Origin of the sequence: Halococcus hamelinensis 100A6 (assembly GCF_000336675.1) — an archaeon.
GTDB lineage: Archaea > Halobacteriota > Halobacteria > Halobacteriales > Halococcaceae > Halococcus > Halococcus hamelinensis.
Window position 1 is genome coordinate 1 of record NZ_AOMB01000017.1, and the last position, 11,956, is coordinate 11,956.

General features: G+C 68.6%; 12 protein-coding genes, 1 tRNA gene and 1 pseudogene. 5 read left to right on the forward strand and 9 right to left on the reverse strand.

Translation table 11 applies throughout. From position 1 onward, the window contains the following. Positions 1 to 360: pseudogene (locus C447_RS06055) on the reverse strand (proteasome subunit beta); the annotation flags it as partial. Between the two features lie 93 nt (positions 361 to 453). On the opposite strand from C447_RS06055, the gene C447_RS06060 reads away from it, so the two are divergent. Further along, the gene (locus C447_RS06060; RefSeq protein WP_007691915.1) at positions 454 to 822 is read left to right on the forward strand and encodes a DUF555 domain-containing protein; all 369 of its coding nucleotides are present in this window, start codon (positions 454 to 456) and stop codon (positions 820 to 822) included. Here C447_RS06060 and C447_RS06065 read toward each other — a convergent pair. From C447_RS06065 to C447_RS06080, 4 genes are all read right to left on the reverse strand, one after another. Beyond that, on the reverse strand, positions 819 to 2,669 hold the full coding sequence (locus C447_RS06065) for a DUF2070 family protein (protein WP_007691916.1): 1,851 nt from the start codon (positions 2,667 to 2,669) through the stop codon (positions 819 to 821). The genes C447_RS06060 and C447_RS06065 overlap by 4 nt on opposite strands. Positions 2,670 to 2,692: 23 nt before the next feature. Continuing rightward, positions 2,693 to 3,274, reverse strand: coding sequence for a GMP synthase subunit A (locus C447_RS06070; protein WP_007691919.1), 582 nt, complete (start codon positions 3,272 to 3,274; stop codon positions 2,693 to 2,695). A gap of 51 nt (positions 3,275 to 3,325) precedes the next feature. Beyond that, the gene (locus C447_RS06075) at positions 3,326 to 3,862 is read right to left on the reverse strand and encodes a DUF7097 family protein (protein WP_007691921.1); all 537 of its coding nucleotides are present in this window, start codon (positions 3,860 to 3,862) and stop codon (positions 3,326 to 3,328) included. 64 nt (positions 3,863 to 3,926) lie between these two features. Next, a complete protein-coding gene (locus tag C447_RS06080; RefSeq protein WP_007691924.1) occupies positions 3,927 to 5,426 on the reverse strand; it encodes an MATE family efflux transporter in 1,500 nt (499 codons plus the stop codon). 311 nt (positions 5,427 to 5,737) lie between these two features. Here C447_RS06080 and C447_RS06085 point away from each other — a divergent pair, with 311 nt between their 5' ends. Beyond that, the gene (locus tag C447_RS06085; protein WP_007691926.1) at positions 5,738 to 7,186 is read left to right on the forward strand and encodes a DHHA1 domain-containing protein; all 1,449 of its coding nucleotides are present in this window, start codon (positions 5,738 to 5,740) and stop codon (positions 7,184 to 7,186) included. A gap of 22 nt (positions 7,187 to 7,208) precedes the next feature. Here the strand turns inward: C447_RS06085 and C447_RS06090 are convergent, their stop codons facing one another. Beyond that, the gene (locus C447_RS06090) at positions 7,209 to 7,649 is read right to left on the reverse strand and encodes a hypothetical protein (protein WP_007691928.1); all 441 of its coding nucleotides are present in this window, start codon (positions 7,647 to 7,649) and stop codon (positions 7,209 to 7,211) included. Between the two features lie 98 nt (positions 7,650 to 7,747). Here C447_RS06090 and C447_RS06095 point away from each other — a divergent pair, with 98 nt between their 5' ends. Next, a complete protein-coding gene (locus C447_RS06095; protein ID WP_007691930.1) occupies positions 7,748 to 8,779 on the forward strand; it encodes a tyrosine--tRNA ligase in 1,032 nt (343 codons plus the stop codon). 112 nt (positions 8,780 to 8,891) lie between these two features. On the opposite strand, the gene C447_RS06100 is transcribed toward C447_RS06095, so the two are convergent. Further along, positions 8,892 to 8,964, reverse strand: a tRNA-Arg gene (locus C447_RS06100). Positions 8,965 to 9,007: 43 nt separating this feature from the next. Next, positions 9,008 to 9,325, reverse strand: a complete 318-nt coding sequence (tatA, locus tag C447_RS06105) for a twin-arginine translocase TatA/TatE family subunit (protein ID WP_007691932.1) — start codon at positions 9,323 to 9,325, stop codon at positions 9,008 to 9,010. A gap of 86 nt (positions 9,326 to 9,411) precedes the next feature. Here tatA and C447_RS06110 point away from each other — a divergent pair, with 86 nt between their 5' ends. Both C447_RS06110 and C447_RS06115 read left to right on the forward strand, forming a co-directional pair. Further along, positions 9,412 to 9,888, forward strand: a complete 477-nt coding sequence (locus C447_RS06110; protein WP_007691934.1) for a redoxin domain-containing protein — start codon at positions 9,412 to 9,414, stop codon at positions 9,886 to 9,888. Between the two features lie 41 nt (positions 9,889 to 9,929). After that, on the forward strand, positions 9,930 to 10,751 hold the full coding sequence (locus tag C447_RS06115) for an HD domain-containing protein (RefSeq protein WP_007691936.1): 822 nt from the start codon (positions 9,930 to 9,932) through the stop codon (positions 10,749 to 10,751). Positions 10,752 to 11,060: 309 nt separating this feature from the next. On the opposite strand, the gene C447_RS06120 is transcribed toward C447_RS06115, so the two are convergent. After that, positions 11,061 to 11,903, reverse strand: a complete 843-nt coding sequence (locus C447_RS06120; protein WP_007691937.1) for a polyprenyl synthetase family protein — start codon at positions 11,901 to 11,903, stop codon at positions 11,061 to 11,063. Positions 11,904 to 11,956 lie beyond the last annotated feature (53 nt).

Sequence of the window (11,956 nt, forward strand, 5' to 3'; positions counted from 1 at the left end):
CCCGCTCAGAGATGTGTATAAGAGACAGGCCTCGTAGAGGCGGACCTCGGCCTGGAGGTTGTTGATCAGCGCCTGAGCCGCGCTCACGGCCCCGGAGATGGTGAGCGCGCCGCGGGGGTGGATCTCCGCGATCTTCTCGGCGCGCTTGCTCGCGACGAGGTTGCCCGCGCTGGCGCGGCGGTCGGTGGCGAGCACGACGCCGTCGGTCGTGGTGAGGCCCACGGTCGTGGTGCCGGTCTTGGTGATCTGCTCGTCGGACATGTCGTGCGTCGGCAGGTCGCCGAGTTCCGGGCCGTAGAGACCCTCCGTCGCCGCTTCTCCCGGCCGGCCGAGATCCGGGCTGTTCGGGAAGTCTTGCATACCACCGTTACCGGCCCGACGCTTAAAAGACCAGTCCTTCCGTGCGTCACTCGAAACCACAAGGTTCGACCCTCTACATCACGACGACCAGCTATGACCGACTATCTCGTTGCGATGGAGGCGGCGTGGCTTGTTCGCGACGTCGACAACATCGACGACGCGATCGGCGTCGCGGTGAGCGAAGCGGGCAAACGACTCAACGACCAGGACAAGTCCTACGTCGAGGTCAACGTCGGCGCGACGGGCTGTCCGGCCTGTGGCGAGCCGTTCGATTCGGCCTACGTCGCCGCCGGCACGGCGTTGGTGGGACTGGTCCTCGAGATCGACGTGTTCAACGCCGACGGCCAACAGCACGCCGAACGGATCGCCAAGAGCGAGGTCGGCGGCGCGCTCCGTGACGTCCCGCTCTCGGTGGTCGAGACCATCGAACTCGACGGGGACGAGGAAGAAGCCGCGAGCTAGGTGAACAGGAAGACCACGACGCTCACCGCGAGCATCGCGACGGCGAACGCGCCCGCGAGCGCACTCCCCATCCCGAGCATCGCGTTGGCGTGGCTCGCGAGGGTCTCGGTTCTGTCGTTGCCGAACACGGTGACGCGGGCGCGTTCGGTCGCCATGCCCGCCTCGACCGGTTCGCGGTCGGCGAGGGCCTCCTCGACGAGCGACGCGATGAGCGCGATGAGTTCGTCGTCCGGGATGGCCCCGCCGACCTGGTTCGCCGACTCGACGGTGTTGACGACGTGGGTGTCGGTCGTCATCACCTCCGCCGAGCCCGCGTCGATGTGGTCGAGGATCGCCTCCCGGAGCCCCGGTTCCATGTTGTTGCCGTCGACCAGAACGTAGACCGCGGTCTCGTCCTCGACGGTGAACGCCGCGACCCGGATGCCGAGCGGGCCGATACCCTCGCTCGCCGTCCACGGCGTCTCGTCCCACGCCACCCCGAGTTCGATCGGACCCTGCGGCGCGTTCGCGAGCGCCGCCGAGACCTCGCCGACGCCCTCGATGAGGTCGAACGAGCGCTGGCTGCCGGGGACCACGTGGCCGAGGTCGTCGCCGGTGAGGCCGTCGTTCGCGTTGTGGGCGTCGACCACCATCGCGTCGACGCCGTGGGAGCGCGCCTCGGCGACCGCCGACAGCCCCACCGAGTAGTCGATGTCGTCGGCGAGCCCCGGCGCGTAGGTCGCGACGACCATCGCGCCGTCGCCCATCGCCTGCCCCGTGACGGAGGCCTCGCCGACGCGGCGTCGAACCGGCGGGCTGCCGGTCGTCGAGTACTCGATCCGGTCGTGGGCACGCGAAACCGCGTCGAGGAGGGTGTCGACTTCGCGCTCGGAGACGAGGTTGAAGTCGTGGCCCGCGGTTGCGTGGGGCGGGAATCCCAGCCCGTTAGCGCTTTTCGCGACGCGCTTCGGGAGGTTGCCGCCGCCGATCTCGCCCATCGGCCCTGGATGTACCATGGGAAGCACGAACCGCGCCTTCTCGGAGCCGTCGGAGCGACGGGCCGAGAGCACGCTCACCGGCACCACCGCCTCCTCGCCGAGCGCCGCGAAGAACTCCTCGAGTTCGTTGGATCCCTCCGCGATGTGGCCGATGAACCCCCGACCGAAATCCAGCACGCTCACGCCGAGGCTCCGTCGCCACGGCCGGTCGATGACGCGGACGAACACCACGACGGCGAGAGCGTAGAACGCACAGAGAAGCGCGAGAACGGCGAAATCGAGCGGTTTGACCGCCCCGAACTCGGCGGGGCCGCGGCTCGGCCGCGAGAGGAAGGACTGGACGAGCGGGCCGCCGACCTCGACGTAGCGCGCGGTGCCGCTGTAGACGAAGACGAGGAACGCCGCCGTCGCGGTCTGGATCCCCGCCGGGATCGCCGTGACGACGAGCGACTTCCGCGAGACCGCGAGCAACACCGCGAGTCGGATGGCACCAACCGCGGCGAGGCCGACGGTGAGCGCGTCGAAGACGAACTGCTGGCCGAGCGGCGTGAGGACGGCGATCGCCCCCGCGACCACGAGGACCGCGACCAGGAAGACCTCGCAGACCAGCGCGAGCAGGGAGGCGCGGTTCGGCGTGAGCTGGCCACCGAGCCGTCGGTCTATCGGCGGGGTGGCGACCGCCGCGACTATCGTCGGGACGCCGATGAAGAAGACGCCCTGCCAGGCGTCTTCGAGCACGAACTCCGAGTCGAACGCCGCGACGCCCGCGATCGCCGCGACCACGAGGGCGAACCCGAGGCTCGCGTACCACTTCGGGGCGCGAAAGACGAACCGCGAGAGCGCCGCGAGGTCGCCCTGGGTCTCGGTCATTCGGGAAAACCACCCAGTGGCGGCTAAATCCCTCTTTCGGTGGCCCGCTCGCAGACCGCCCGGAAGTTCTCGAACACCGCCTCGCCCTCCTCGGTGTGGGCGACCTCGGGGTGCCACTGGACGCCGAAGAGGTTCTCGCTGGTGTCGCTCATCGACTCGATGCCGCAGATGTCGCTCCGCCCCGTACGTTCGAAGTCAGGGGGGAGCTCGACGACCTGGTCGGCGTGGCTCGCCCACACCCGCGTCTCGGGCGCGAGCGAACCGACCAGCGGGTCCTCCGGGTCGTCGATCTCGACGGTGACGTCGGCGTAGCCACCGTACTCGCCGGGTTCGACGCGCCCGCCACGCTCGACCGCGAGCACCTGCATCCCGAGACAGATCCCGAGCACGGGAACACCCATGTCGAGATACTCGTCACACCGCCCGCCCGCGTCGGGTTCGTCGGCCGAGTCGGGGCCGCCGGAGAGTACGATCCCGTCGGCCTCGATTTCCTCGGGGGGCGTGGTGTTGTCGACGATCTCGGTCTCGACGCCGATGTCGCGGAGCGCCCGGCCTTCGAGGTGGGTGAACTGGCCGTGGTTGTCGACGACGACGATCCGGGTCATGCCCGAGACTGGCGACGCGCCGGCTAAAATCCCCCGAAACGCGCGCGCCGGTCAGCCGTCGTCGGCCTCGCGGCGTTCGGCGGCCGAGGCGAACTCGAACTCCGCTTGCTCCTGGCTCCGACGGCCCTCGCGGGCGGCGAGCGCCTCGGGGTCGGGGTTGGCGTCGTCGTCGATCCGCGCCCACGAGCCGTGGATCTTGGCGTGACACCACCGACAGAGGTATACAGTAATTTCGTGGCTCACCGCGCGCGAGTCGTCGTCGGCGTACGAGAGGTGGTGTTCTTCGAGCAGCGGCCGCTCGGTGGTGTGGGCCACCCGGCGCTCGTCGAGGCCACACCGGACACACTCACGCGAGCGGTTTCGGGCCCGGAACTGCGGGCAGTCCCGCCAGTCCCAGTCGGGGCCCGACTCCGTCACGACCGGGCACGCGAAGTCGTCGGCCTCGCGCTCGCGGGCGAACGCGGGGTCGTGGGAGCCGTACTCGAGCGCGTACCGACACCGGCCGTCGTCGGTGAGGTGGTCACACCGCTCGACGAACGCGTACGGGTCGGCGACGCCGACCGACGTCCCGGCGGGCGTCTTCTCCATGGCCGACCTCGGCCGCGAACCGATTTGAATCCTCGGTCGTCCAACGGGACCGATCTCGGGGGAGTCAGTCGTCGGTCGTCGAGGTCGTGGTTCGCTGGTGGTTGGCCGACTCCTCGTCGGCGGCGAGGTTGCGGTCGCGCCAGGTCCCGCGGCGGAACCAGAGGTACGACGCGAGCGCGCCGATCACGTTCGAGGCGGGGAAGGAGAGCCAGAGCCCGCTCACGCCGAGGAGGCCCGCGCCGAACCAGGCGACCGGCAGCCGGATCAGTCCGAGGGTACCGACCGCGATGACCGCGGCGACCATCGTGAACCCCGCGCCGCGGAAGCCGCCGGTGTAGACCCGCATGATCCCGATGAAGCCGAACGTCGGCGCGGCGTAGCGGATGAACGTCGCGCTGGTCTCGACGACGGCGGGGTCGGTCGTGAACACCGCGGCGATCGGCCGGGCGAAGAGCCACGCCACGACGCCCACGGCCGAGAGGATCACGAACAGCACCGCCGCGGCGACGTGGTTCGTCCGGTCCGCTCGGTCGGCCTTCCCGGCTCCGATGTTCTGACCGGTCATGGTCTCGACGCCCTGTGAGAGCGCGATCGCCGGCAGGAAGACGACCGAGAAGACCCGGGTGCCGATCCCGTAGGAGGCGACCACTGTGGTCGAAAAGGAGGCCACGACCACCAGCAGGAGGTTGATCGAGACCGCTCGGACGGCCCCCTCGACCGAAGCCGGCACGCCGAGCGCGACCATCCTTCGGGCGTACTCGAGGTCCGGCACCATCTGCGAGAGGCGGATCCGCACGCCCTGGTCGGCGCGGAACATGATCCAGAGCCCGACCACGAACGCGATCGCACGCGAGCCGATCGTGGCGACCGCCGCGCCCTGGATACCGCTTCCCGCGTACCCGGTCGTGGCGTAGAGGCTAGCTTCGAGCCCGCCGAGACCGAAGAAACCGAACAGCGGGTTCGACTCGAACCCGAAGATCAAGAACGGGTCGAGCACGATGTTGATCACGACCGAGACGAACATCACGACCATCGGCGTCACCGTGTCGCCGTAGCCCCGCATCAGCGAGATGAACATCGCGAACCCGAAGACGAAGACGAGGCCGATCATGAACACCCGCATGTAGCCCGCCGCGAGCGGGGCGATCGCGTCGTTCGCGCCCAGGAGGTCGACGAGTACGTCCACGGAGAAGTAGCCGACCACGCCGAGGAGCAACGAGACGAGTATCGAGAAGGCGATCGTCTGCGAGGCGGCGTACTCCGCGCGGCGCTCCTTGCCCGCACCGACGTACTGCGCCACGAGCACGCTGCCCGCGACCGAGAGGCCGATCGCGAGCGAGATAACGAGAAAGACCATCGGGAACGCGAAGCTGATCGCCGCGAGCGCGTTCGTGCTGTGCTGGCCGAGCCAGAAGGTGTCCGCGAGGTTGTAGGCGGTCTGAAAGAGGTTGGTGATGACGATCGGCAGCGCGAGATAGAACAGCGGTCGGCCGATGCCGCCGGACGTCAGGTCGAACTCGTCGCGGGTCTTGAACAGTCCCCGCAGGCTGCCCCTGCGGCTCACTCCGCGAAGCCTCCCGGGCGGGGCCGTAACCGGACCTCATCGTCCGATGGTCGGTCGTGGTTCGTGGTCGATTCGGTCCGTCGCGGGCCGCTCCTCGTCGGAGCCGATGCGAGCGATGCCGGGGGGTGAGCGAGTTCGTAATTCATCGTGTTCGTTCGATACTGACTATGCAGTCAGTGGTTGGCGTGAGTAGCCGTCCGGTGGCTTAAACGTTTTCGGCAGCCCGGTTCGGGTCGGGCGAGTCGCGAACCCGTCGGCGGTCGGGCCGCCGTCCGGAAGCTTAAATCCGATCCCGGCGTACCGGACGACGAATGGCTGGTCCGGTCCCCGAACTCACGACACGCGCGGCGGCGTGCGCGGAGGCGCTCCGCGCGGCGGAGTCGGTCCTCCTCGCCTCCCACATCGACGCCGACGGCCTCACGAGCGCCGCGGTCGCGACGACCGCGCTCTCGCGCGCCGGGATCGACCACGAGGTCGCCTTCGAGAAACAGCTCGACGCCGACGCGATAGCGGGGATGGCGTCGCGGGCGTTCGATACGGTCCTGTTCACCGACTTCGGGAGCGGCCAGCTCGACGTCATCACGGACCACGAGGCGGCCGGCGACTTCACACCCGTCGTCGCGGACCATCACCAGCCCGCCGACGCGGAGACCGAGTTCCACCTGAACCCGCTGTTGTTCGACCTCGATGGGTCGACCGAACTCTCGGGGGCTGGCACCACGTACGTCCTCGCGCGGGCGCTCGGCGAGACACGGAGCGACGAACCGCGAGCCGCAGGCGAAGCGGGGGCGAACCGCGACCTCGCGGCGCTGGCGGTCGTGGGCGCGGTCGGCGACATGCAGGACTCGACGGGGGAGCTCGTCGGCGCGAATCGGGGGATCGTCGCCGAGGGCGTCGCGGCGGGCGTGCTCGAAGAGACCACCGACCTGGCGCTCTACGGCAAACAGACCCGCCCGCTCCCGAAGCTCCTCGAATACGCCAACGACGTCCGAATCCCAGGGATCTCGGGGAGCGAGCGGGGCGCGACCGCGTTCCTCTCGGAGCTCGAGATCGACCTGGAGGGCGAGAACGGCTGGCGGCGGTGGGTCGACCTCGATAGTGAGGAACGCCAGCGGGTGGCGAGCGGGCTGCTCCAGCGTGCGGTCGCCCGCGGGGTGCCCGCCGATCGGATCGACGACCTCGTCGGGACGACCTACCTCCTGACCGACGAACCCGCGGGCAGCCAGCTCCGGGACGCGAGCGAGTTCTCGACCCTCCTCAACGCGACCGCGCGCTACGAGCGCGCCGACGTCGGTCTCGCGGTCTGCTGTGGCGACCGCGACGAGGCGCTGGCGGAGGCCGAGACGCTGCTCTCGAACCACCGCCGGAACCTCGCGACCGGCATCGACTGGGTGAAGCGCGAGGGCGTGACCCAGGCCGACCACCTCCAGTGGTTCGACGCGGGCGAGCGGATCCGCGACACCATCGTCGGCATCGTCGCCGGGATGGCGATGGGCACCGACGGGGTACGCGGCGACCGACCGGTGATCGCGTTCGCGACGAAGAACGAGACCGAAACGAAGGTCTCCGCGCGCGGCACCCACCGACTGGTTCGGTCCGGCCTCGACCTCTCGGCGGTCGTGGGCGAGGCCGCACGCGCGCTCGACGGCGACGGCGGCGGCCACGACGTCGCCGCCGGGGCCACGATCCCCACCGACTCGAAGGCGGCGTTCGTCGAGCACGCCGACGCGCTCGTCGCCGACCAGTTGGGTGAGGCGTGAGCGGTATCCGAAGTGGTTCGTCTTATGCGGGCGCGTCGAGGTCGAGAAGCGTCCAGAGGATGATCTTCGCCTCCACGAGGTCGCGGGTCTCGACGAGGTCGTCCTCGTCGAACGTCTCGACGACCCGCCGGCTCTCGGCGATCATCTCGGTCTCGGCTTCGGTGTGGTCGGGTTCGTCGCGAACGTCGTTCAACAGCGCCTCGAAGTCCTCGCGGATGTCGAAGGAGGCGTAGGCGACGTTACACCGCGAGAGCGGGTTCTGGTCGAGGTCCACGACGAGGTCCCGCACGAGCTCCCAGTCGTTCTCGCAGAAGTGGATCGAGACCTCGCCCACGATGTCGCGCCACGCGATCGACCCAGCGTGTTTCATCCCCTGCACCGCTCGCGGCGGGAGGTCGAGCCGGGAGGTGGTCTCGGGGTTCGCACAGAGACAGCAGGGCTGTTCGGTCTTGCCGGTGTACACGCCACGAGTACGGGCCACAGCCGCATGGGGCTGTTCGTTGCGGCAGCCCCGGGCGGGCGAAGGGAACGGCTTAACAGCGCGCACGGGACAGAGAGGATATGGACGACGCGGAGCGCGGCCACCTCGTGCGGCGCAACACCGCCGAGGTCGTCACCGACGACGAACTCGACGAACTCCTGGGCGGCGATCCGACGGTGTACATCGGCTACGCCCCCACCGGCGAGATGCACATCGGGCACTTCACCACGATTCGAAAACTCGCCGACTTCCTGAAGGCGGGGCTCGAGGTCAAGGTCCTGATAGCCGACCTCCACGCCCACCTCGACGACGAGAAGAGCCCCTTCGACCTGCTCGACGCGCGCGCGACCTACTACCGCGAGGCGATCGAGGCGATGGTCGAGGCGGCGGGGGGCGACCCCAGCGAGATCGAGTTCTCCCAGGGTCGCGACTTCGAACTCGACCCCGACTACTCGCTCGACCTCCTCAGAACCGCCGCCGACACCACGATCTCCCGGGTGCAGCGCGCCGGCAGCGAGGTCGTCCGCCAGTCCGAGAACCCGAAATTGGGGGGATTGATCTACCCGCTGATGCAGACGCTGGACATCGACGCCCTCGACGCCGACGTCGCCTACGGCGGGATCGACCAGCGCGGGATCTACATGCTGAGCCGCGAACTGTTCGCCGACCGTGGCGAGAAACCTCCAGTGTGCGTGTTCGCGCCGCTGCTCTCGGGGCTCGCGGGCGGGAAGATGAGCGCCTCCGACGCGAGTTCGAAGGTGAATCTCACCGACGATTCCAGCACTGTGGCCGAGAAGCTCCAGGGCGCGTACTGCCCCCAGGGCGAGGTCACGGACAACGGCGTGCTCGAATACCTCGAATACCTCGTCTTCCCGGTGCTCGACGAGCGCGGCGAGTCGTTCGTCGTCGAGCGCCCCGAGGAGTACGGCGGGGACCTGACCTACGAGACGTACGACGACCTCGAAGCCGACTTCGTGAGCGAGGAGCTCCACCCGCAGGACCTCAAGAACGCCGCGGCCGACGCCATCTCGTCGGTGGTCGCGCCGGTACGCGACCGGCTCACCGACCGGCCCGAGCTGTTGGCGGAGGCCTACCCCGACGAACACGCCTAACGACGGAAAACAGCCACGATAGGCGCGACGAGAATCACGGTCGGACGTGCTCACATCGCTGCGCGCGGTCTCTCTGATCCGAACGCTGTCGCCCGCCTCCTTGACGGCCGAACGGGCGTGACGGGATTCGAACCCGCGGTCTAGAGGTTAGGAACCTCTCGCCCTCTCCGCTAGGCCACACGCCCCGACGAAAGCTGTGGGCGCGAGGTGAAAAACCGTACCGTTCCGTTACTGGTTGCTCTCGACTTCGGTGTTGCGCTCGTTGACCTCGGGTGGGTCGTAATCGACGTCGTTGTCCTGCGAGGCGGCGTCGGTCGACTCGCTGGCCGTCCCCGAGTCGGCGTCGACGTTGCTGGTCTGCATCTCCTCGAGTTCGTCCTCGACTTCGTTTCGGCCCTTGTCGAACTCGCCACGAGCCTGACCGAGCGCGCCGGCGAGTTCTGGGATCTTGTTCGCACCGAACAGGAGGACGATGATCACGAGAACGATCAACACCTCCGGTCCACCCGGGATACCGGGAATCTGGAGCAGCGATAGTCCAACCATTGTATCTCAATCTTACGATGTGTGAGTTATAGGCTTTTTGCTCAGCGAGCAGAAGCGTCTTCACCACGGCGAACGACCCGTAGACGATGCTTTCCGAGAACGATACGGCTCCCGACTTCACCGCCCCGCTCGCGAACGGCGACGTCGGCGAGCGGTTTGCGCTCGCCGACCGCCTCGACGAGGCCCCGCTGGTGCTCGCGTTCTTCCCCGGCGCGTTCTCCTCGGTCTGTACCGGCGAGATGAACACCTTTCAGGAGCGACTCGGGAGCTTCGAGGACGCGGGCGCGACGATCTACGGGGTCAGCGTCGACTCGCCGTTCGCGCTCAACGCCTTCCGCGAACAGGAGGGCCTCGACTTCGACTTCGTCAGCGACCCGAACCACGAGGTCGTCGAGGCCTACGACGCCACGATGGGCTTCGAGGACCTCGGGATCGACGAGGTCGCCCAACGCGCGGTGTTCGTCGTCGACGACGAGGAAACGATAGCCTACGCGTGGGCGAGCGAGAACCCGGGCGTCGAACCCGATTACGACGCGGTCGAGGCGGCCGTGCGCGACGCGTAGGAACCAGAATCGGTTTTCCCTCGCGGGCCCAACCCCACCCCATGAGTGACAACGCGGACCCCGGCTCGAACGGCCGGGTCTACGACCCCGATGCCGACCACGCCTTCCCCGACGAGCGCCTGAACCGGGTGCTCGAAGTCGTCGAATCGGACGAGGAGATCCAGGCCTACCTCGACGCCCAGAACGTCAACCCGGTGGCACGAAAGCGCTACAACGACCACGGCTCCCAGCACATCTCGATCGTCAGAAATCGTTCGCTCTGTCTCTACGACCTCCTCAAGGCCGGCAACGTCGATTTCAACGGCGCGGCCGACCAGGGGCTCGACGAGGCCGACGAGGCCGTCATCATCGCGCTCGCCGCCACGCTCCACGACATCGGCCACGTCGTCCACCGGACCGACCACCCCTACTACTCGATCCCGCTCGCCGCCGACCTCCTCGACCGCCTCCTCGCCGAGTTCGAGTGGTACGACGTCGGCGAGCGCGTGCGGATGAAGGGCGAGGTGCTCCACGCCATCGTCGCCCACGACACCGACGAGACGCCGCTGACGCTCGAAGCCGGGATCGTACGGGTCTCGGACGCCCTCGACATGGAGCACGGCCGGTCGCGGAGACCCTACGAGGAGGGTGGCCGCGGCATCAACACCGTCTCCAGTCAGGCCATCCGGCAGGTCTCGCTCCAGCCGGGCGACGGGGTACCCGTCCTCGTCGAGATCGAGATGACCGACGCCGCCGGCGTCTATCAGGTCGACACGCTGCTCAAGGCCAAACTCAATGGGTCGGGGCTCGAAGACGACATCCGCATCGTCGCGGTCACCACCCGCGATCCCGAGGAACGCCTCGTCGAGCGCGTCGAGCTCTAAGCAACCACTTTTTTGGACGAGGGAATCGCTCGCTTCCGGCTCGCTCAACCCCCGTCCAAAAACCTGGACTAAAAACTGCTGCTCGCTCCCTACGGTCGCTCGCGGTACAACCACTTACATCTCCGCACAGCATGACCGCCCGCTCAGCACAGCACCGCCGAAGCCCTCACCGCGCGCTCACTTCGTTCGCTACTCACTCGCCTTCGGCTCGTTCGCGCGGTTCGCCCTTCATCCGCCAGGCCCGGACCGCATCCGCGCCACGACCGCCGGACGGCGACCGCTAACCGCACCGCCGCCGCAAGCGGCGGCTCACCGCTCGCGGACCACCACGAACTCGGCGAGGTCTCGGAGGTACTCGGCGGCTCGCTCGTCGGCGACGTCGACCGAGTCCAACGCCGAGAGCGCCCCGTCGGCCGTCTCGCGCGCCAGCGCGTTGGCCTCCTCGGGCGTGAGGTCGGTGACCTCCACGAGGGATGGCCGGTCCATCTCGCTGTCCTGGCCCGTCGGTTTCCCGAGGTCGTCGGCGTCGGCGGTGGCGTCGAGCACGTCGTCGCGGATCTGGAAGGCCACCCCGACGCCCTCGGCGTACTCGCCGAAGGCCTCGACGGTGCGGGCGTCGGCGTCGGCGGCGATCGCCCCGAGCTCGGCGGCGGCCCGGAACAGCGCCCCCGTCTTCCGGCGAGCGAGCGCGAGGTACTCCTCCTCGTCCGTGGGTCGGGCGACGAGTTCGGTGGCTTCGCCCTCGCCGAGTTCGACCATCGCCTCGCTCACGACCTCCGTCGCGCGCTCGTCGTCGAGGAAGAGCGCGAACGCCTCGCCGAGCAGCCCGTCGGAGGTGATCAGCGCCGGGCCATAGCCGAAGGCGGCCCACGCGCTGTCGGTCCCGCGTCGAACCTCGGAGTCGTCGATGATGTCGTCGACCACCAGCGAGGCGTTGTGGACGAGTTCGACCCCCACGGCGAAGTCCACCGCGTCGGCCGCCTCGCCGCCGGCCGTCTCACAGGACAGCACGGTCACGGTCGGGCGAACCCGTTTCCCGTCCGACAGCGCGACGTGGGCGATCCGCTCGCTCAACTCGTCCGGGTCGACCACCTCGCACACCGATTCGAGGCGCTCCTCGACCATGCCTCGACGGTGTTCGAGGTACTCCATCGCCATACGATTCGGTTGGAACGGCCCGCGAAAGTAGGTGACGGTCCCGGATT

Excerpts from the sequence above, each read along its gene's own strand:
- C447_RS06095 (WP_007691930.1), top strand. The coding sequence starts at position 7,748 with ATGGACGACGCGGAGCGCGGCCACCTCGTGCGGCGCAACACCGCCGAG.
- C447_RS06120 (WP_007691937.1), bottom strand. The coding sequence starts at position 11,903 with ATGGAGTACCTCGAACACCGTCGAGGCATGGTCGAGGAGCGCCTCGAA.
- C447_RS06115 (WP_007691936.1), top strand. The coding sequence starts at position 9,930 with ATGAGTGACAACGCGGACCCCGGCTCGAACGGCCGGGTCTACGACCCC.
- C447_RS06110 (WP_007691934.1), top strand. The coding sequence starts at position 9,412 with ATGCTTTCCGAGAACGATACGGCTCCCGACTTCACCGCCCCGCTCGCG.
- tatA (WP_007691932.1), bottom strand. The coding sequence starts at position 9,325 with ATGGTTGGACTATCGCTGCTCCAGATTCCCGGTATCCCGGGTGGACCG.
- C447_RS06085 (WP_007691926.1), top strand. The coding sequence starts at position 5,738 with ATGGCTGGTCCGGTCCCCGAACTCACGACACGCGCGGCGGCGTGCGCG.
- C447_RS06075 (WP_007691921.1), bottom strand. The coding sequence starts at position 3,862 with ATGGAGAAGACGCCCGCCGGGACGTCGGTCGGCGTCGCCGACCCGTAC.
- C447_RS06065 (WP_007691916.1), bottom strand. The coding sequence starts at position 2,669 with ATGACCGAGACCCAGGGCGACCTCGCGGCGCTCTCGCGGTTCGTCTTT.
- C447_RS06060 (WP_007691915.1), top strand. The coding sequence starts at position 454 with ATGACCGACTATCTCGTTGCGATGGAGGCGGCGTGGCTTGTTCGCGAC.
- C447_RS06070 (WP_007691919.1), bottom strand. The coding sequence starts at position 3,274 with ATGACCCGGATCGTCGTCGTCGACAACCACGGCCAGTTCACCCACCTC.